Origin of the sequence: Sphaerotilus microaerophilus (assembly GCF_023734135.1) — a bacterium.
GTDB classification, from domain to species: domain Bacteria; phylum Pseudomonadota; class Gammaproteobacteria; order Burkholderiales; family Burkholderiaceae_C; genus Sphaerotilus; species Sphaerotilus microaerophilus.
This window is the reverse complement of sequence record NZ_AP025730.1, coordinates 5,003,825-5,020,959: the sequence shown is the minus strand read 5'-3', so window position 1 is coordinate 5,020,959 and position 17,135 is coordinate 5,003,825. Positions and strand designations below refer to the sequence as shown.

Annotated in this window: 21 protein-coding genes; 8 read left to right on the top strand and 13 right to left on the bottom strand. The window is 67.9% G+C overall.

Going from position 1 to position 17,135, the window contains the following annotated elements:
- The first annotated feature begins 4 nt into the window (after positions 1-4).
- Positions 5-1,906 (top strand): MFS transporter, encoded by a 1,902-nt coding sequence (locus NGK70_RS21475; RefSeq protein ID WP_251970506.1) that lies wholly within the window; start codon positions 5-7, stop codon positions 1,904-1,906.
- Between the two features lie 9 nt (positions 1,907-1,915).
- Here NGK70_RS21475 and NGK70_RS21470 read toward each other — a convergent pair whose 3' ends face one another.
- From NGK70_RS21470 to NGK70_RS21445, 6 genes are all read right to left on the bottom strand, one after another.
- Complete coding sequence (locus NGK70_RS21470; RefSeq protein ID WP_251970505.1) at positions 1,916-2,464, bottom strand: hypothetical protein; 549 nt, start codon at positions 2,462-2,464, stop codon at positions 1,916-1,918.
- Positions 2,465-2,521: 57 nt separating this feature from the next.
- A complete protein-coding gene (locus NGK70_RS21465) occupies positions 2,522-3,439 on the bottom strand; it encodes an anti-sigma factor family protein (protein ID WP_251970504.1) in 918 nt (305 codons plus the stop codon).
- Positions 3,436-3,957 (bottom strand): RNA polymerase sigma factor, encoded by a 522-nt coding sequence (locus NGK70_RS21460; protein WP_251970503.1) that lies wholly within the window; start codon positions 3,955-3,957, stop codon positions 3,436-3,438. Before NGK70_RS21460 ends, NGK70_RS21465 begins: the two co-directional genes overlap by 4 nt.
- Positions 3,958-4,005: 48 nt before the next feature.
- Positions 4,006-4,332 (bottom strand): COG4315 family predicted lipoprotein, encoded by a 327-nt coding sequence (locus NGK70_RS21455; protein WP_251973857.1) that lies wholly within the window; start codon positions 4,330-4,332, stop codon positions 4,006-4,008.
- A 196-nt stretch (positions 4,333-4,528) separates the two neighbouring features.
- Entirely contained in the window at positions 4,529-5,575 is a 1,047-nt protein-coding gene (locus NGK70_RS21450; protein WP_251970502.1) for a 2Fe-2S iron-sulfur cluster-binding protein, read from the bottom strand.
- 26 nt (positions 5,576-5,601) lie between these two features.
- Positions 5,602-6,630, bottom strand: a complete 1,029-nt coding sequence (locus NGK70_RS21445; RefSeq protein ID WP_251970501.1) for a hypothetical protein — start codon at positions 6,628-6,630, stop codon at positions 5,602-5,604.
- 454 nt (positions 6,631-7,084) lie between these two features.
- Between NGK70_RS21445 and NGK70_RS21440 the strand changes: the two genes are divergently transcribed.
- Positions 7,085-7,534, top strand: a complete 450-nt coding sequence (locus NGK70_RS21440; RefSeq protein ID WP_251970500.1) for a hypothetical protein — start codon at positions 7,085-7,087, stop codon at positions 7,532-7,534.
- A 30-nt stretch (positions 7,535-7,564) separates the two neighbouring features.
- On the opposite strand, the gene NGK70_RS21435 is transcribed toward NGK70_RS21440, so the two are convergent.
- Positions 7,565-8,578 carry an IS701 family transposase gene (locus tag NGK70_RS21435; protein WP_251969112.1) on the bottom strand — a complete coding sequence of 338 codons (1,014 nt, stop codon included), beginning with the start codon at positions 8,576-8,578 and terminating at the stop codon, positions 7,565-7,567.
- A 338-nt stretch (positions 8,579-8,916) separates the two neighbouring features.
- Here NGK70_RS21435 and NGK70_RS21430 point away from each other — a divergent pair, with 338 nt between their 5' ends.
- Positions 8,917-9,264: a hypothetical protein gene (locus NGK70_RS21430; RefSeq protein ID WP_251970499.1), complete on the top strand. Its 348-nt coding sequence runs from the start codon at positions 8,917-8,919 to the stop codon at positions 9,262-9,264.
- A gap of 150 nt (positions 9,265-9,414) precedes the next feature.
- Here NGK70_RS21430 and NGK70_RS21425 read toward each other — a convergent pair whose 3' ends face one another.
- Positions 9,415-9,717, bottom strand: coding sequence for a putative quinol monooxygenase (locus NGK70_RS21425; RefSeq protein WP_251970498.1), 303 nt, complete (start codon positions 9,715-9,717; stop codon positions 9,415-9,417).
- A gap of 196 nt (positions 9,718-9,913) precedes the next feature.
- Here NGK70_RS21425 and NGK70_RS21420 point away from each other — a divergent pair, with 196 nt between their 5' ends.
- Positions 9,914-10,225 carry a type II toxin-antitoxin system RelE/ParE family toxin gene (locus NGK70_RS21420; RefSeq protein ID WP_251970497.1) on the top strand — a complete coding sequence of 104 codons (312 nt, stop codon included), beginning with the start codon at positions 9,914-9,916 and terminating at the stop codon, positions 10,223-10,225.
- Positions 10,209-10,529: a helix-turn-helix domain-containing protein gene (locus NGK70_RS21415; protein ID WP_251970496.1), complete on the top strand. Its 321-nt coding sequence runs from the start codon at positions 10,209-10,211 to the stop codon at positions 10,527-10,529. Before NGK70_RS21420 ends, NGK70_RS21415 begins: the two co-directional genes overlap by 17 nt.
- A gap of 138 nt (positions 10,530-10,667) precedes the next feature.
- Here the strand turns inward: NGK70_RS21415 and NGK70_RS21410 are convergent, their stop codons facing one another.
- Positions 10,668-11,627 (bottom strand): PaaX family transcriptional regulator, encoded by a 960-nt coding sequence (locus tag NGK70_RS21410; protein ID WP_251970495.1) that lies wholly within the window; start codon positions 11,625-11,627, stop codon positions 10,668-10,670.
- Positions 11,628-11,680: 53 nt separating this feature from the next.
- On the opposite strand from NGK70_RS21410, the gene NGK70_RS21405 reads away from it, so the two are divergent.
- Entirely contained in the window at positions 11,681-12,892 is a 1,212-nt protein-coding gene (locus NGK70_RS21405; protein ID WP_251970494.1) for an alanine racemase, read from the top strand.
- Here the strand turns inward: NGK70_RS21405 and NGK70_RS21400 are convergent.
- The 3 genes from NGK70_RS21400 to NGK70_RS21390 all read right to left on the bottom strand — a co-directional run bounded on the left by NGK70_RS21400 (position 12,879) and on the right by NGK70_RS21390 (position 15,358).
- Positions 12,879-13,760 (bottom strand): fumarylacetoacetate hydrolase family protein, encoded by an 882-nt coding sequence (locus tag NGK70_RS21400; RefSeq protein WP_251970493.1) that lies wholly within the window; start codon positions 13,758-13,760, stop codon positions 12,879-12,881. The two genes, NGK70_RS21405 and NGK70_RS21400, sit on opposite strands and share 14 nt — an antisense overlap.
- A 29-nt stretch (positions 13,761-13,789) precedes the next feature.
- Positions 13,790-14,767, bottom strand: coding sequence for a Bug family tripartite tricarboxylate transporter substrate binding protein (locus NGK70_RS21395; protein ID WP_251973856.1), 978 nt, complete (start codon positions 14,765-14,767; stop codon positions 13,790-13,792).
- A 177-nt stretch (positions 14,768-14,944) separates the two neighbouring features.
- Entirely contained in the window at positions 14,945-15,358 is a 414-nt protein-coding gene (locus NGK70_RS21390) for a tripartite tricarboxylate transporter substrate-binding protein (RefSeq protein ID WP_428985543.1), read from the bottom strand.
- On the opposite strand from NGK70_RS21390, the gene NGK70_RS21385 reads away from it, so the two are divergent.
- Positions 15,304-15,480: a UTRA domain-containing protein gene (locus NGK70_RS21385; protein ID WP_251970491.1), complete on the top strand. Its 177-nt coding sequence runs from the start codon at positions 15,304-15,306 to the stop codon at positions 15,478-15,480. The two genes, NGK70_RS21390 and NGK70_RS21385, sit on opposite strands and share 55 nt — an antisense overlap.
- A 28-nt stretch (positions 15,481-15,508) precedes the next feature.
- Here NGK70_RS21385 and NGK70_RS21380 read toward each other — a convergent pair whose 3' ends face one another.
- On the bottom strand, positions 15,509-16,114 hold the full coding sequence (locus NGK70_RS21380; protein WP_251970490.1) for a TetR/AcrR family transcriptional regulator: 606 nt from the start codon (positions 16,112-16,114) through the stop codon (positions 15,509-15,511).
- Between the two features lie 45 nt (positions 16,115-16,159).
- Here NGK70_RS21380 and NGK70_RS21375 point away from each other — a divergent pair, with 45 nt between their 5' ends.
- A complete protein-coding gene (locus tag NGK70_RS21375) occupies positions 16,160-16,909 on the top strand; it encodes a glycosyltransferase (RefSeq protein WP_251970489.1) in 750 nt (249 codons plus the stop codon).
- Positions 16,910-17,135: the final 226 nt, after the last annotated feature.

The window sequence follows — 17,135 nt, the reverse complement described above, 5'->3', positions numbered from 1 at the left end:
CACGATGCACGACACCGATCACGCGAAAGAGCCCAGCCAGTTCGCGCTGCTGCGCCAGCGCCGCTTCGCGCCCTTCTTCTGGACCCAGTTCCTCGGCGCGGGCAACGACAACCTGTTCAAGTTCGCGCTCACCATCCTGGTGACCTACCAGCTGCAGGTGGCCTGGCTGCCGCCGGCGATGGCGGGGCTGGCGATCGGGGCGCTGTTCATCCTGCCCTTCCTGCTGTTCTCGGCCACCAGCGGCCAGCTCTCGGACAAGTACCCCAAGGAGCTGGTGATCCGCTTCGTCAAGACGCTGGAGATCGCCGTCATGGCGCTGGCTGCCTGGGGCTTCGGGCGGCAGGACGTGGCGGTGCTGCTGGCCTGCGTCTTCCTGATGGGGCTGCACTCCACCCTGTTCGGCCCGGTCAAGTTCGCCTACCTGCCGCAGCACCTGAACGAGCGCGAGCTCACCGGCGGCAATGGCATGGTGGAGATGGGCACCTTCGTGGCCATCCTGCTGGGCAACGTGGCCGGCGGCCTGCTGATCGCCCTGCCCGGCATCGGCGCCAGCGCGGTGGCGATGGCCTGCCTGGGCCTGGCCGTGCTGGGGCGGCTGACCGCGCAGGTGATTCCCGCCTCGCCCGCCACTGACCCGGCGCTGCGCATCAACTGGAACCCGGTCAGCGAGACCTGGCGCAACCTCCAACTCGCGCACGGCAACCTCGTCGTCTTCCGCTCGCTGCTGGGCATCAGCTGGATGTGGTTCTTCGGCGCCGTCTTCCTGGCCAACTTCCCGGTCTTCGCCAAGGACGTGCTGCATGGCGACGAGCACGTCGCCTCCCTGTTGCTGGTGGTGTTCTCGGTGGGCATCGGCATCGGCTCGCTGCTCTGCGAGGTGCTGAGCAAGCGCCACGTCGAGATCGGCCTGGTGCCGGCCGGCGCGATCGGCATGACGGTGTTTGCGGTCGACCTCTACTTCGCCGCGCGCGCCCTGCCGCCGGTGGCCGCTGCCTGGAGCGTGGCGGAGTTCATCGCCCGCCCAGCGCACTGGCGCGTGATGGCCGACCTGGGCCTGCTGGCGCTGTTCGCTGGCCTGTACAGCGTGCCGATGTACGCGCTGATCCAGCTGCGCAGCCAGCCCACGCACCGCGCGCGCATCATCGCGGCCAACAACATCCTCAACGCGCTGTTCATGATCGCCAGCTCGCTGCTGGCCGGGGCGATGCTGGGGGCGGGATTCACGGTGCCGCAGGTCTTCCTGGCCGTCGGCCTGGCCAATGCGCTCGTGGGCGCCTACATCTTCCTGCTGGTGCCGGAGTACCTGCTGCGCTTCGTGGCCTTCATCCTCACGCGCACCATGTACCGGCTGCGCGTGGTGGGCGACCACCACATCCCGGTGCAGGGCGCGGCCATCGTGGCCTGCAACCACGTCAGCTTCGTCGATGCGATCGTGCTGATGGCGGCCAGCCCGCGGCCGATCCGCTTCCTGATGGACCACCGCATCTTCCGCGTGCCCGTGCTGGGCTGGCTGTTCCGGCTGGCCAAGGCGATTCCGATCGCGCCGCAGAAGGAGGATCCGGCGGCCTACGCGGCGGCCTTCGAGGCGGCCGACCGCGTGCTCGCCGAGGGCGACCTGCTGGGCATCTTCCCCGAGGGGGGCATCACCCGCGACGGCGAGCTGCAGCCCTTCAAGGCCGGCATCGTCAAGATCCTGGAGCGCCGGGCGGTGCCGGTCATCCCGGTGGCGCTGCAGAACCTCTGGGGCTCCTACTTCTCGCGCATCGAGAACGGCACGGCGATGGTGCGGCCCTTCCGGCGCGGGCTGTTCAGCCGGGTGGGGCTTGTGGCCGGCGAGCCGATGGTGGCCGAGGCGGTCAGCCCCGAGGCGCTGCGCGAGCGCGTGGCCGCCCTGCTGCGCAGTTGACCGAACGGTTCAGCTGCCTCGGCCCGCGTCGCCGCGCAGGTGCTGCCCCCAGCGGGCGGCGAGTTCGCGCCCCAGGCGCCGCAGCCGGCGGCGCAGGACGCGCGCGAGCCGCCACGCGCGGGTGGCGCGGGCCTGGGCCAGCAGGCTCGCCTTCCAGGTCATCCACCGCCCGTGCAGGCGCGCAAACCACGCCATCTGCATGAGCGCGGGCTGGGTCAGGGTGTAGAGCCGGGCGACCAGCGCGGTGCCCACCAGCTTGGCCAGCACGATCACCAGCGCCCCGAGCAGGGCCTGGCCCTGGCCGATCAGCCACAGCGCCGCCAGCTTGACTGGCAGGAGCAGCAGGGTCGGGAGCAGGAACACGGCCAGCGCGCCATGCGGGCCGAGCCGCGCGACCGCCGCCTCCAGCTGGCGCAGCAGCGGCAGCCGGCCGAGCCGCGCCACTGCACGCTGCAACGGCTCCCAGCCCCACTCCTCGAACAGCAGCAGCAGCACCAGCAGGGCGCGCAGCACCGCGCGCAGCAGGCGCCAGGACCAGGTGAGGAGTTCCTTCAGCATCGCGACGCCAGTCTCGCACAGGGGCCGCTGCGCCGAGGCCGGCCGCACCGGGTCAGGTCACTGCGGCGTCAGCCCGCGGTAGACCGCCTCGGCGAGCATGGCCAGGCGCTGGCGGTCCAGCTGGGCCGTCAGCGCGTAGCCCAGACGGCCGTCGAGCCAGTAGAAGCTCTGCCGGGCATCGCCGCCGCGGCCAGTGGTGGCGAAGCGGAACGCGGTGTCTGGCGCGTCCGCCGCCGTCCCCGCCGGCTGTGGCTGCACCGAGACGTAGAGCGTCAGGCGCTCGCCCTGGGCGTTCTCGTACATGAACTGCGCCCGGGCGATGCCGGGGCCACTGTCGGCACCGCCGCCGGGCGCGTTACCTGCCGTTGCGGACGCATCTCCGCCGCCCGGCAGCAGCCGGCCACCGACGAGGTGGAAGCCCTGCGCGGACAGCACCGGCACCCGCAGCGTCGTGCCCAGGCGCTTGCTCAGCCACTGCACCAGGTGCTCCTCCTGCTGCGCGCCCACCTCCACCGGGTGGCGGCGCTCGGGGGTGTAGAGAGCGTGGGCCAGCGCAGCGTCGCGCACGAAGGCGGGGATGGCGGCGCTGCCTCCCGCCCCAGGCCCCGGATCCGCCGTCAGCAGCGGCCGCACCGACCAGCCCAGGCCGAGCCCGAGCAGCAGCATCGCCGCCGCTGCCCAGGGGCCGTTCGCGGCCCGACCAGTGGCGGCCAGCCAGCGCCGCGTCGGCTTGCCGGTCCCGGTGGGAGTTTCGTTCAAGGCCGACCGGAAGCGGGCCGGCAGCGTTTCCTCCAGCAGGTCCCGCCGCAGCGCCTGCAGCTGGCTGCGCTGGGCCTGCCAGCCCAGCACGCGCTCGGCATCGGCCGGGTGCTGCTGCAGCCAGCCGGCGACCCGGGCCGCGTCTTCGGCCGTCAACTGGCCGTCCACGTAGGCGTGCAGCGTCGCGTCGTCCATCGCGGGCTCGTTCGGGGTCATGGTTTCACCACCCGCAGGCCGGGGCTGCCCGTGCCGCTGCCTTCCATCAGCAGGCGCAGCCGTTCACGGGCGCGCGACAGGCGCGACATCACCGTGCCCACCGGCACACCCAGCACCTGGGCGGTGGCTTCGTAGGACAGCTCCTCCACGCACACCAGCAGCAGCACCTCGCGGGCGGCATCGGGCAGCAGAGCCAGCGCCCGCTCCAGATCGATCCGCGCCTGCCACTGGCGCACCGGCTCGTGCAGCGGGTCCTGCTCGCCGGTGTAGGGCTCCATCAGGTGGGCGTGCTCGTCGCGGCGCTGGTTCAGGTAGAGGTGGTGCATCAGCGTCAGCAGCCAGGCGCGCAGGGCGGTACTCGGGTCCCCGTCGGCCGGTGGCCGCCACAGCGCCGCCTTGCGGGCCGCACGCTCCAGGGTGTCCTGCAGCAGGTCGTCGGCACGCGCCGCGTCGCCCGCCAGCAGCCGTGCGTGGCGGCGCAGGCGGGGCAGGTGGGGCAGCGCGTCGTCCAGCGTCATGGGCGGGCCATCATGCCTGGAGCAAGCCCGATCGGCTCCTTCACCGGTTCAGGGCTTGACGACGTGCCAGACGTTGTTGAAGCCGTCGCCGGTCCGGTCGCCCGGCTGCTTGTCCTTGATCCAGAAGTACAGCGGCCGGCCCTTGTAGGCCCACTGCTTGGCGCCGTCGTCGCGGGTAACGATGCTCCAGTCGCCCGCAGCCTGGGCGTAGGCGTCGGCCGCCAGCGGCGGCCAGTTGGTGGCGCAGGGGCCATTGCACACGCTCTTGCCACCGCCCGCCGGGTCGCGGTCGAAGGTGTAGAGCGTCATCTGGTTGGCTGCGCCCACCAGCACCCCATCCATCGCCTTGGCCGGCCCGGCGGACGAGCCGCCCATGCCGGCGCAGGCTGAAACCGTGGCGCAGATGGCCGCGAAAGTCGCCCAGCGCGTGCTGCGCAGGGTGGTGATGCTCAGGGTGTCGGCAACGAGTGCGGGCTGGACCATGGGGACTCCTCGGCGTGGATGCGGGCATGCCGAAACGTTCGGCACATCAGCAAGAACACGCCGGGGAGGCGGCTTATTCCCGCCGCGCTCAGGATTGCTGGGCGAAGAAACCCTCGGTATGGATGCGCTGGGGCTGTGCGCCCAGCTGCTTCACCCGCTCGACGCAGGCGTCGACGAAGTCGGTCGAGCCGGCGATGAAGACGCTGTGCTCCCACAGGTCCGGAAACTCCCGGCCCAGCAGCGCCGGGATGCGGCCGTGCAGGATCCCCGGCTTCTGCTCACGCGTCAGCGTGGGCACGTAGCGGAAGTGGGGGTGCCGCGCCTGCCACCAGGCCATCAGGCCGCGGTCGTAGAGGTCGGCCTCCTCGCGGGCCGAAAACATCAGTGCCACCGGCTGCGGGTAGCCGCGCTTGAGCGCCGCCTCGGTGAGCGAGAGGATCGGCGCCAGCCCGGAGCCCGCTGCCAGGCAGAGCACCGGTGTGTCCACCGACGGGTCGCCGATGAAGGTGCCGTGCGGGCCCGACAGCGTCAGCTGGGCGCCCACGGGCACTTCGTCGTGCAGCCAGCGGGAGGTGCGGCCGGTGGTTTCACCCTCGCCCTGCTGGGCGATGCCGTTCCCCTGGCGGGTCACCTGCAGGCTGATCTCCCCGTCCGGCCGCGGCGCGTTGGCCAGCGAGTAGGCCCGCATCGGCACGCCCACCGCCGGATTTCCGAGCATCACGTACTGGCCGGGCCAGAAGCGCATCGGCGCGCCCAGCGGGCGCAGCACGAACTCGGTGATCAGCGGCGTGCGGGCGATGCGGTCCACCACCACGTAGGCCTGGTCCTCGCGCGGCGGGAAGAGCTTGGGCTTGGCGTCCTCCGTGCCCCAGTCGATCTCCAGCACCGGCGAGATCGGCTTGGCCATGCACATCAGGCCGTAGCCCTGGTGGCGCTCCTCCTGCGACAGCGCCATGTCCAGCACGAAGCCCTGGTCGAACTGCCCGGCCGTCACCTTGACCTTGCACTCCCCGCAGGCCCCCGCGCGGCAGTTGTTCGGCAGCGCGAACCCGGCGCGCTCCAGCGCCTGCAGCACGGTGTCACCGTCCTGGCAGGCAACGGACTTGCCCGAGGGCTTCAGCTTGATTTCATTCATGGCGGCGTCGGTGGGTCGTCAGCGAATCAGAAGACGGGGATGATGTCTTCCATTTCTACATCGGAAACTTCCTGGCCGGTGATGCCGACTTCCGGGATGGCGGGGAACGGGATGCCGTACTTGTCCAGCACGCCCTTGAGGTTCAGGATCGCCGCGCGCCAGTTGTTCTTCTTGGCCTCGTAGGCGGGGATCGCAAACCCGGCCGCGCGGGCAATGGCCTCGCCTTCGCGCTGGTTGTCGATGAAGTCGCCCGGCAGGTCCCAGAACTCCATCGGCGGCTCGAACAGCACGGCCGACAGGAACAGGTAGCCCGCGCGGATCTGCTTGGTGATGACGGCGCGGTCCTCCACCGGCAGCTTCGGGTAGTCACGCTCCATCAGCGCCATGCAGATGCCCATGTGCCGGCCCTCGTCCTTGCCGATGTTGCGGAAGGCGGCCTTGAACACCGGCTCGGTGCAGCCCGCAGCCATCTGGTGGAAGATGGTCGCGGCGGCGATCTCGCCCATCAGGAAGGAGCTGAACAGCACCGCCAGGCTGTACTTCGGCACCGCCTGCTTGTAGCCCGTCCAGTAACGCCCGCCATTGAAGTAAAGCCACTTGGCGTTCTTCTGCAGGCGCCGGCCGAGTTCGGTCTTGGGTTCGTAGGTGATCGGGTCCGGATGCTCCAGGAACTTGGTGATCGCCAGCCCGCACATCTGCTCGTGGTTCTGCTCGTCGCGGGTGACGCTGAAGAAGCAGCGGCGCACCGCGTCCTCCTCATGCGCCTCGTAGGTCTTGATGAAGGCCGAGGCGAACACCGGCGGCGCCGAGGCGTCGAACACGCTCAGCAGCGTCCACCAGTAGGCAATCGCCTCGCGCTGCTCCCAGGTGTAGCGGCTCACGTCGAAGCTCTCCCAGGGCAGCTTCTTCGGGTCCCAGTTCTCCCGCTGCGCGGCGTCCCAGATCTCTTCGAGCTTGGCGGTCTGGGCGTGCCAGCTCAGCGGGTAGACGTTGGGCTGCTCCGTGGCAGGCGGGAATTCCATCGTCTGCGCGAGCTTGTCCTTGTTCATGGCCATGGGGGTGTCTCCGGTGGGGGTGTGGGGGCGACCGGCCAGGTGGCGGCGGTCCTGTGCAACGCGGAGTGAAGGTTAAAGTGATACACATGATTGCGCAATAGCAATTGCATGTGTATCACATTGATCTCGGGTAAGTCCCAGGTGGCGAGCCGGAGCGGGCGGCAGAGACGGGGCGAAGCCGCCCCCCTCCTGCCGCGCTCCCCCGTGACATCTTCCCGCCCGCCCATCGCTGAACGTTGCGCCGCTCCCCTTGCCGCGGCACCCGGCAGTGCCCAGAATCAGCAAATCGCACACGCCGCTTTCGGCGGCGGTTTTAGTACTGTGTGGCGTTGCAGTCGAAGAGGGAGAAATCGAAATGCATCAAGGACTTGTCGTGGTTTCGGTATTTTTCGTAAGACGACTGTGGTCGAGCATAACGGTGTAAGGTTGTTGTCTAGAACACGATTGACTCACCATGACCACACAAGATTCCGACGCGCATGCCATCGCCTCCTTTCGGAAGTTCTATTTATTGCTTCCGCGCGGAAACGATCTCTCTTTGCTGATTCTCAAGCTGCATTTACTCGTTGAAGAGCAAGTACGAGCTTTTGTTGACGAGCGATTGCAAAATAAAAATGCGCTAACTCGCGCAAAGTTGGAATGTCATCAGGCCATCTGTCTTGCGGAAGCAATATCCAGCGAGGAAATTAACGGAAACATATGGGAAGCAGCACGCAAGCTCAATAGCTTGCGGAACCATATTGCGCACAATCTGGAGCTTACTGGCGTCATCGACAGAATGAATCACATCTCACAACTCCTTGGCGTGTCCAAGGGGGCGACTCATATCGAAGGCAAAGGTCCCGGCGATTTTGCGGTGGAAAACTTCACTTTTGTAGGACTTACGCAGGGTCACTTCAGCTAGCGCAATGATTCGCCATTTCGACTCAATATGTCAGATGGGTGCCATGCGAATGGTTGGTGACCGAAGTTCCTTCTTGAGGAATTCCGAGAGGATTCCCTTCTTCAGGCTGTAGATGTTTGTCTTCAGCGCTTTGGCCGTCTCGCAGAGGTGGACCCAGGCCAATATCGCGCAGGCGATGTGATTCTTCTGTGACCGGGCCATTCTGCACTGACATTTTTCGATGCCAAGAACCTGCTTGATCTCCCTGTGGTACTGCTCAATCTTCCAGCGCACGGCACACATCTCATGCGTATCGTCCGTCGAATCTTGAGATAGGTCGTTTGTCACAACCCAGTCCGTGCGATTGGTATCAACCACAACCCGGAACAGTTTCAGCTTGATGTCACTGGGAAACTTGAACAGTTTGACGTGTTTGCCATGCACATGTTCTTGGGCACTCCACTGCAGCGTACTGACCGCCTTGTAGGGCTGCTGGCCTTGGCTGTCGTCAACCTTGCGATTGCTCTTGAGCGGGCAGTAGAAGTGCTTGCCCGCCCGGTGGATGTGCTTCATCAGATCCATGGTGGCGTACCAGGAGTCCATCAGCACGGTGCGAAAGGGCAGCTTCTTGTGCGCCATGGCATTGTCGAACATCTCCTGGACATGATCCAGCTTGGACTTGCCGTCTTCGTCAGGCGCATAGATGCGCCAGTCGATGATCCAGTAGTGGCCGGTCTTGATGTTCACGTACAGGCAGTTGACCACCCCAATGCCCTTGATCAGGCCGTGGGCGTTGCCGCTGTACTGTTTGCGCACCAGCTCGATTTTGTGCGAGTGGTTCTTGTCCAGAACGCTGTCATCGAAAACCAGGCAGGCATCGTCGTCAAATTCGATGTTTCGTCGGGCCAGATTCCAGACATCGGCCGGGCTGATATTGGCAGCCTGCAAGTAGCGATTTATGGCGTCATGAGAAAACCTCTGATGGTGATCCGCAAAATAGGTCTGCGTGTAGTTGATTTGTGTGGATATCAGAAATTGGCAGTAGTCTCGGCTCGTGGGTTTCATGGTGAATATATTATCACAAATACCACGAAATCGGCGCCGATATATTAAATAATCTAGTTTGATTTAAACGTTTGCGTAAGTCCTATTTTGGAGTCAGCATACTCCACGGATGCATCTCAGGCCATGTGAAGCGTAAGTCAGCGCATGTACTTCCAATCGTTCCAAAACGAGAGGAGTAGCCGCCGGTGCAACACTGTGCCTTCGTGCCCCAGCCCGACTGGGCGTTCAAGCGGACGCCGACACTGGCCGTGGCTTCGCCATTTTCATTGCCAGTGTCGGTACCCTCCGCCCTATCGGGCACTGGCGACGCTTACTTTGGGCGTTGGACCGCACGCTAAATGGACGACCTTCACCTCTACGACCGCGTCGCCGATGAACTTCGGCGGGATGGCCCGCAAGCTGGCTTATGGGCGAAGGCGTTTGCAGAGAGTGAGGGGGAAAAGTCGCGTGCTGAAGCGCTGTATCTCAGACTCCGCGTTGCACAACTGGCAGCATCGGAGCTTGCGGTGGCCGAGTCGGAGCGGGCGCAAAGGGAGCAATTGAAGCGGGAGGCCGCGGAACGACTTGAGTTGGAGCGACAAGCAAGAGCGAAGGCTGAGGGACTCACACCGATTCATTGGCTTCTCATTGGCTTAATCGTATCCTTCCTCATACTTATTGCCTTCCGTGCGGTTCTTGGCCCCTGACGCAACTTCGCCGCGTTTGGCGCGAGCGGTCCAACATGGCAGTCGATGCGGACGCCCTATCGGCGGGCTCTCGCCCGCCTCCTGGTCGCCGGTCACCTCGACGTTCCTTCGGAATCTGTCACCCGTCGGTGGCGCTGGCAGTTCGCCCGTTCAATTGAACAGCTGCAACGCAACATTCCCCGACCAGGGTTCGGTCAGGCCACGGCCGCCGCCGAGATCTTCGAGGATGGGGCGGAGTTTGTCGAGGTTGCTGATCATGGCCGGGCGGGCGGCAGCCATGGCGTCCAGGCTGTCCCATTCACCCACGACCATGAAGCTGCGCTCGCCCGAGCGGACCAGCCAGAAATTGCGCACGCCCGGCATGTTGCGCGCGTCCATGTCCTTGTGGATGCGGACGAACTCATCTTCCTGGCCGGGCTTGACGCGCATGTGCACCACGTTCATGGCAGTCATGGTTGACTCCTGCATGACAAAGGAGCTGGCAGGCTAGCACCGGGGGCGCGGCCCGGTCGTCGTGCCGAAGATGGCACTACAGGGCGTGCACGTAATCGCGGAGGGGCGGCCGCGCTGCATCGGTTGCCTGGGCCGGATCAGGCTTTGCCGCGCTGCTCCTCGTTGACGACTATGCGCCCTGGGAGTAGATTTTGACATGCTCACCGTTGTCGAGAGCCCGATCTTTCAGAAGCTCTGGCCGCTGTACTGGGACGAGGAGGAAAGGGCGGAGTTCGCTTCCTTCATCGCCGCGAATCCAGAGGCCGGCGCAGTCATTCGTGGATCGGGCGGCGTCCGCAAGGTTCGCTGGGCGCGCGAGGGGACTGGCAAGTCTGGGGGCGTCCGAATCGTCTACCTCACACGCAATGAAGCCGGTGAGGTCTATCTGTTGACCCTGTACGCAAAGTCCAAGTCGGAGAACATCTCCCTGGCAACCCTGAAGGAGATCCGCCGTGTCCTTGAAGCCTAATAAGCTTACACCTGCCGAACTCAAGGTTCACGAGTCAACGCGTGACATCGGGGCCGAGATCCTGCAGTCCATCCAGGACATGAAGGCGGGCAAAGGCAAGGTCGTGCTGTCGTCAGCCGCCGAGGCGCGGGAGGCCACGGGCCTGTCGCAATCGCAGTTTGCCAGTCTGCTGGGGGTGTCCGTTCGCACCCTTCAAGGTTGGGAGCAGGGCCGCAAGCAACCCAGCGGTGCAGCGCGCACGCTGCTAGCCATCGCCAGGACCAATCCCAAGGCCATCTTGGCCGTCTCTGCACAGTCGATGTAGGGCGCTGGCGACTGCGCAGCGCAGTGATTCAGAACTTACGGTGCCGGGCTCGTCTGGTGGAGGCAGCGTTCAAGGTCGCAAATTGCGACCTTAGAGCTGGCGATGCCCTCGCTATCAGCGCACTGGAAAGCCCCCTGGTCAATCCCCCAAAGGAGCCGAGAACCGCTGCCGAAACGCCGCATCCGCCTGCGGCGCCCGCTCAAGATCGGGCACCTCCAGCTCGGCCATCAGCCAGGCCGCGGCTGCGGCGCTGACCTGGCGGTAGAGGTCGCGGCACAGGGCCTGGGCGGCGATGCCGGGCCAGTCGGCGGGCAGCATCGCGGCGGGGAACTGGGGGTCGCGCAGCAGGGCGCGGCGGAAGAGGTGGACCAGCAGGCTGCGCAGGCGGAAGGCCTGTTCGCCGTCCAGCGCGGCGCCGCTGTCCAGGGCGTCGCGCAGGGGGGTGAAGACGGCCAGGAACTCCTCGTACAGCGCGGCGATGCTGGGCATGTCCTGGCGGGCGAGCACGAGGTCGCGCAGGGACTCGTCGCCGGCCGAGCCTCCTGCCGGGCCGGCGCAGCGGGCGGTCATCTGCACCACCTTGCCGGCCAGGCCGAGTTCGGCCACGGTGGCCTGCACCACGGCGTCGGCGATGCCCGGGTGCACGTAGACGCCCGGCGCCACGCCGCCGAAGCCCAGCCAGCCGAACTCGCGCTGCAGGGCGCTGCGCTCGGCATCGGTCAGCCCGGGGTGCAGCGCCAGGGCGATGCGCCAGGCACCGTCCCAGGGCAGCGGGCGCATGGCGTAGATGCGGGTGTAGACGGCGTCGATGCGCTGGCGGCCCGCATCGGTCAGGCCGTACCAGCTGCGCCGGCCCACCGGCACGCTGCGCAGCCACTGCTCGGTGGTGAGGCGCTGCACGGCGGTGCGCACCAGCCGTTCGTTGATGCCCAGCGGCGCCATGACGCGGATCAGGCTGCCCATCCAGAGCCGCCCGCCGTGCGGCGCGATGCTGTCGCCGAAGACGGTGACGATGAGCGACTTGGCGCGCGGGGCGATGCGGGCGAGCGCGGTGTCGATCAGCGCAGCGAGGGGAGCGTCGGGGGCAGGGGCGGGCACGTCGGGTGGGCGGGGGAGTGGCGGGTGGATTGTCGCTGCGCGACACTTGACCGATGCACGACGCCAACGCACCGCTCACCCGCCCGCTCACCCGCCCGCTCGCCGACCTGGAAACCCCCGCCTTGCTGCTCGACGAGCCGCGCCTGCAGGCCAACTTGCAGCGCATGGCCGCGCGCATGGCGCAGCTGGGCGTGCGGCTGCGCCCGCATGTGAAAACCGCCAAGTGCCTGCCGGTGGCCGCGGCCACCGATTCCGCGAACTTGGCGGCGGGTGTGCCCGGGGCCGGCGAGCGCGGGCCGATCACCGTGTCCACGTTGCGCGAGGCCGACCAGTTTGCCGCCGCCGGCTGGCGCGACATCACCTACGCGGTGGGGCTGACGGCCAACAAGTTCGCTCATGTGCACCGGCTGCTCGATGCCGGGGTGGCGTTGACGGTCATCCTCGACAGCGTGGACGCGGCCCGGGCGCTGAGCGCCGCGGCAGCCGACTGGCCCGTGCCGGTGGCGGTGCTGATCGAGGTCGACACCGACGGCCAGCGTGCCGGGCTGCGGCCTGATGGGGCGGCACTGTTGGAGGTGGCTGCAGCCTTGAGCGGCTCCGGTGTGCGGCTCGATGGGGTGCTGACGCACTGCGGCGGCGCCTACCACGCGCACGGCGAGGCGGCGCTGCGGGCCATTGCCGAGCAGGAGCGTGCCGGCGCGGTGCAGGCGGCGCAGCGGCTGCGTGCGGCGGGCTTTGCGGCGCCAGTGGTCAGCGTCGGTTCGACGCCCACGGCGCTGTTCGCCGAGCAGCTGGCCGGCGTCACCGAGGTGCGTGCCGGCGTCTACGTCTTCATGGATTTGATGATGGCCGCGCTGGGCGTGTGCCGGCTCGACGAGATTGCCGCCAGCGTGCTGACCAGCGTGATCGGCCACCAGCCCGACAAGGGCTGGACGTTGATCGATGCGGGCTGGATGGCGCTGTCACGCGACCGTGGCCTGGCCGGCGGTTTCACCGACCAGGGACTGGGGCTGATCTGTGACGCCGATGGACGTGTGATCGGGGACGGTGGGGGCGAGTGGATCGTCTCGTCCGCCAACCAGGAGCACGGCATCGTCACCCACCGCAGTGGTGACCCGGCGCGCCGGCTCGATCTGCCCGTGGGCACGCTGCTGCGCGTGCTGCCCAACCACGCCTGCGCCACCGCGGCGCAGCATCCGCACTACGAGCTGCTGGGGGCCGATGGCGCCGTGCGGCAGCGCTGGGCGCGGTTCATGGGATGGTGAGCGGGTTGTCGATCAGCGCCGGGTCCCAGGCGTGCACCGTCTGCTGCTGCTCGCCCAGGCCGGCGATGCCCAGGCGCATCACATCGCCGGGTTTCAGGAAGATCGGTGCCGGCTTCTGGCCCATGCCAACGCCGGCAGGGGTGCCGGTGGCGATCAGGTCGCCGGGGTAGAGCGTGCAGAAGCGGCTGATGTAGGCGATCAGCTGTGCCACGCCGAAGACCATGGTGGCGGTGCTGCCGTCCTGGAAACGCCGGCCGTTGACCTCCAGCCAGAGCGGCAGCGCCTGCGGGTCGGGCAGCTCGTCGGCCGTGACCAGCCAGGGGCCGACCGGGCCGAAGGTGTCGCAGCCCTTGCCCTTGTCCCAGGTGCCGCCGCGCTCGAGCTGGAAGGCGCGCTCGGACACGTCATTGACCACGCAGTAGCCGGCCACGTGCTGCAGCGCATCGGCTTCGGCCACGCAGCGGGCGGTGCTGCCGATCACCACGCCGAGTTCGACCTCCCAGTCGCCCTTGCTGGCGTCGGCGGGCAGCACGACGGGGTCGTTGCAGCCGATCACCGCGCTGGTGTGCTTGGTGAACAGCACCGGCTCCTGCGGCAGCGCCATGCCGGATTCGGCCGCGTGGTCGGCGTAGTTCAGCCCGACGCAGAGGAACTTGCCCATGCCGCGCCAGGGCGGCGCGAGCCGGCCGGGCTGGGCGACGGTGGGCAGGGCGGCCGTGTCCACCTGGCGCAGCGCCGCCAATCCGGCGGGCGTCAGCGTCTCGGCGGTGATGTCGGCCAGCACGCTGCCCAGGTCGCGCACGCGGCCGTCGGCATCCAGCAGGGCAGGGCGCTCGGCGCCCTTGGGGCCGTATCGCAGCAGCTTCATCGGGGGTCTCCCTTGGGGTCAGTCGGCGGTCATTCGAGGCTGATGTTGCCGCGCTTGACCAGGGCCTCGTAGACCTTGGACTTCACCTCGGCCTGCCTGATGATTTCCTCGGGCGACCAGGGCAGCGTCTCGAAGGCGAAGGCGTCGAAGCGGGCCTTCACCTCCGGGTCGGCCACCGCGCGGGCGACATCGGCGTTGATTTTGGCGCGCAGCGCGTTCGACAGCCCCTTGGGGGCGGCGAGCACGACGAAGGAGTTGACCTCGAAGCCGGCGGGCCCGCCCGCCTCGCCCACGGTGGGCACATCGGGCAGCTGCGGCAGGCGCTTGGGCGCGGCCACGGCGAGGTAGCGCAGCTTGCCGGCCCTGTAGACGCCCTGGCTGGAGGGGATGGACGCCCAGGCCCAGGCCAGCTCGCCGCTGCCGACGTTGCCGTACAGCTGGCCGACGTCCCGGAAGGCGACGTGCGACATCTTGGTGCCGGTGGCCTCTTCGAGCTGCTCGCCGCCCAGGTGGCCCGGGCTGCCGACGCCCCAGGAGCCGTAGCTCAGCGTGCCCGCGGCGGCCTTGGCGGTGCCCACCAGATCGCCCAGGGTCTTGTACGGCCCGGCGGCGGACACCGTGACCATGAAGGGCGTGCGGAACAGGACCGCCACCGGGTCGAAGGTCTGCAGCGTCACGAAGCCGCGCTGCTTGTACAGGTGCGGCAGCGCGGCGAGGTGCTCGCTGTCGAGCTGCAGCAGGGTGTAGCCGTCGGCCGCCACGCGGCGTGCCGCCTCGATGGCGATGAAGCCGCCGCCGCCCGGCTTGTTCTCGATGTTGACGCGCTGGTTCCAGAGCTTGCTGAGCTTCTCGCCCACCATGCGCAGCACGGCGTCCGGGCCGCTGCCGGGCGCGAAGGGGGTGATCAGCGTGACCGGCCGGTTCGGAAAGTCCACCGCCGACTGCGACGATGACTGCGCCTGCGCCGCCGGGGCGAGCAGGGCCGCGCCGAGCGCCCCGGCCAGCATGGCGAGCAGGCGGGTCTGGCGGCGCAGGAAGCGGCGGCGGGGGGAGGCAGCGGGCATGGGGCGGTCACCGGGGAGGAGGTGCCGCATTCTAGGGAGGCGGTCCGCATGCTGACGAGTCGGTGCGGACCCGCAGCTCTGTCGCCCAGGTCCCTCCCGAGACCGCCCGCCGGCCGAGCCTCAATCGATCTGGATCTTCGCGTCCGTCGCCACCTTGCGCCACTTCTCCACCTCGGCGGCGGTGTGGCGGGCCAGCGCCTCGGGGGCGTACTGGGCCTCGGGCAGCAGGTGGATGCCCTGGTCGCTCATCTTCTTCTGCCAGTCCTTGTCGGCCAGGGCCTTGAGGTAGGCAGCGTGCAGCTTCTGGATCACCTCCCGGGGCGTGCCCTTGGGGGCGTACAGGCCGTACCAGGTGGCCGCCTCGAAGCCCGGCAGCGTCCGCTCGGCCAGCGGCGGCACGCCGGGGCACCGCTGCGGCATCGCTGTCAGCGAGGTCAGTACGATCGCGCGCAGCCGCCCGCGTCGAGCAGGACATCGGCGTGACGACCCTGCCGCGCGAACGTGCCGAGGCGCTGCGGGCCGAGCCGAATTCACCGGCCCTGCGCATCCTGCGCCGCTACCTGGACGCCAACGGCGAGGCCTTCGAAATCACCGTGACGCTGCACCCGATGGGGCGCTTCACCTTCTCGATGACGCTGCAGCGCTCGCGGGAGTGAATCCGCGGGTGACCGGAGAGCGCACTGGTCACCTCGATGGCGCTGCCTGCAGCACCGCCCGGGCCAGCATCTCCGGTTCCTGCCCCGGCAGCATGCCGTCGATGACCAGCTGTGACAGGCCGTGCACCAGCGCCCAGGCCTTCAGCATGGTCAGCACGGCCTGCTGGTCCGTGGGGCCGCCCGGCCCCGTCTTGGCCGAGGCGGCGCAGCGGAAGGCCAGCGAGGCCTGTTCGATCGCCTGTTGAAGCGCCGGGTGGGCCGATCGGTCGGCCACCGCCGGGCCGAACATCAAGCGGAAGCGGCCGGGCCGGGCCACCGCAAAGCGCACGTAGGCCAGCCCCATGGCCTGCAGTGGTGAGGCATCGGCCCTGGCCTGAGTGGCCTGGAAGGCCTCGTTCATCGCCTGGCCAAAGGCCTCGAAGCCGAGCACCGCCAGGGCGCCGAGGTAGGCGTCCCGATCCCTGAAGTGGCGGTACGTGGCCGTGGCCGACACGCCCAGGCGCCGGGCGGCCTCCCGCAGCGTCACCGCCACCGGGCCGCCTTCGTCCAGCAACTCGTCACCCACCGCGAGCAGGGCGGCACGCAGGTCGCCATGGTGGTAGCGGGTCTTTCCTGGGTCTTGACGAGAGGTCATGGTCCCGACGATCATGCCAATGTTATCAACGTTAACATTGCAGCCATGCGCCTCCTGATCTCGACCGTCGGCAGCAGCGGTGACGTGCTGCCCTTCGTGCGTCTGGCCGCGCAGATGCGCCAGCGCGGGCACGAGGTGATCCTCTACGCCAACCCGATGCACGAGGCCCTGGTGGCGCCGGCGGGGGTGGTGTTTCGCCCGCTCGGCAACGCCCAGGCGCAGCGCACGGCCCAGGCCGACGCGCGCATCAACGAGTCCCGTTCCGGACTCACCCTGGTCGCGGCCTTCGTGATCAATCACGCGCGGCCGACCTGGGAGGCGATGAAGGCCGACGTTGTGCCCGGCCAGACGCTGCTGCTGGGCTCGACCTTCGCGTTCGGCGCCCGCCTGCTGCGCGAGACCGACGGCCTTCCCTTCGTCGCCGCGCAACTGGCGCCCTCGGTGTTCCGCTCCGAGCACCGCGCACCGCGACTGTCACCCATGGGCAGCACACTGGAGCGTTGGCCCCGCCCGCTCAAGCGCCTGCTCTGGCGCGGCATGGACCGCCGCTTCCTCGATCCACTCTTCACCGAGCCGCTCAACCGCCTGCGCGCCGAGCTGAACCTGCCGCCAGTCTCGCGGGTGATGCACCACTGGATCCACGAGGGCGAGGCCCTGCTCGGCCTCTTCCCGCCCGGCTTCGCGCCGCGCCAGCCCGACTGGCCCGCGGCGCTGGAAATCACCGGGTTCCCCCTCCTCACTGAGCCGGTACCGCCGCTCGCCCCCGAACTGGACCACTTCCTGACCAGGGCGTAACTGTTGGGGTCAGGTCTTGCATTTTGCCAACAGATGTCCAGTACGATCATGAATGACAAAAGACAAGACCTGACCCTTACCATGCCGCTATGCCGCTCAGGGGGATGTCCCAGCGCCGCCCGGCTGGCCATAATCGACGCAGCGACAGGCCGGCAACCAAGCAATCCCCATGATGATCTGCCTGCCGCCTACTCACGCAGAGGATGGTGCATGGTTCAGTTCAATA

Excerpts from the sequence above, each read along its gene's own strand:
- NGK70_RS21475 (WP_251970506.1), top strand. The coding sequence starts at position 5 with ATGCACGACACCGATCACGCGAAAGAGCCCAGCCAGTTCGCGCTGCTG.
- NGK70_RS21470 (WP_251970505.1), bottom strand. The coding sequence starts at position 2,464 with ATGCTGAAGGAACTCCTCACCTGGTCCTGGCGCCTGCTGCGCGCGGTG.
- NGK70_RS21465 (WP_251970504.1), bottom strand. The coding sequence starts at position 3,439 with ATGACCCCGAACGAGCCCGCGATGGACGACGCGACGCTGCACGCCTAC.
- NGK70_RS21460 (WP_251970503.1), bottom strand. The coding sequence starts at position 3,957 with ATGACGCTGGACGACGCGCTGCCCCACCTGCCCCGCCTGCGCCGCCAC.
- NGK70_RS21455 (WP_251973857.1), bottom strand. The coding sequence starts at position 4,332 with ATGGGCGGCTCGTCCGCCGGGCCGGCCAAGGCGATGGATGGGGTGCTG.
- NGK70_RS21450 (WP_251970502.1), bottom strand. The coding sequence starts at position 5,575 with ATGAATGAAATCAAGCTGAAGCCCTCGGGCAAGTCCGTTGCCTGCCAG.
- NGK70_RS21445 (WP_251970501.1), bottom strand. The coding sequence starts at position 6,630 with ATGGCCATGAACAAGGACAAGCTCGCGCAGACGATGGAATTCCCGCCT.
- NGK70_RS21440 (WP_251970500.1), top strand. The coding sequence starts at position 7,085 with ATGACCACACAAGATTCCGACGCGCATGCCATCGCCTCCTTTCGGAAG.
- NGK70_RS21435 (WP_251969112.1), bottom strand. The coding sequence starts at position 8,578 with ATGAAACCCACGAGCCGAGACTACTGCCAATTTCTGATATCCACACAA.
- NGK70_RS21430 (WP_251970499.1), top strand. The coding sequence starts at position 8,917 with ATGGACGACCTTCACCTCTACGACCGCGTCGCCGATGAACTTCGGCGG.
- NGK70_RS21425 (WP_251970498.1), bottom strand. The coding sequence starts at position 9,717 with ATGACTGCCATGAACGTGGTGCACATGCGCGTCAAGCCCGGCCAGGAA.
- NGK70_RS21420 (WP_251970497.1), top strand. The coding sequence starts at position 9,914 with ATGCTCACCGTTGTCGAGAGCCCGATCTTTCAGAAGCTCTGGCCGCTG.
- NGK70_RS21405 (WP_251970494.1), top strand. The coding sequence starts at position 11,681 with ATGCACGACGCCAACGCACCGCTCACCCGCCCGCTCACCCGCCCGCTC.
- NGK70_RS21400 (WP_251970493.1), bottom strand. The coding sequence starts at position 13,760 with ATGAAGCTGCTGCGATACGGCCCCAAGGGCGCCGAGCGCCCTGCCCTG.
- NGK70_RS21395 (WP_251973856.1), bottom strand. The coding sequence starts at position 14,767 with ATGCTGGCCGGGGCGCTCGGCGCGGCCCTGCTCGCCCCGGCGGCGCAG.
- NGK70_RS21380 (WP_251970490.1), bottom strand. The coding sequence starts at position 16,114 with ATGACCTCTCGTCAAGACCCAGGAAAGACCCGCTACCACCATGGCGAC.
- NGK70_RS21375 (WP_251970489.1), top strand. The coding sequence starts at position 16,160 with ATGCGCCTCCTGATCTCGACCGTCGGCAGCAGCGGTGACGTGCTGCCC.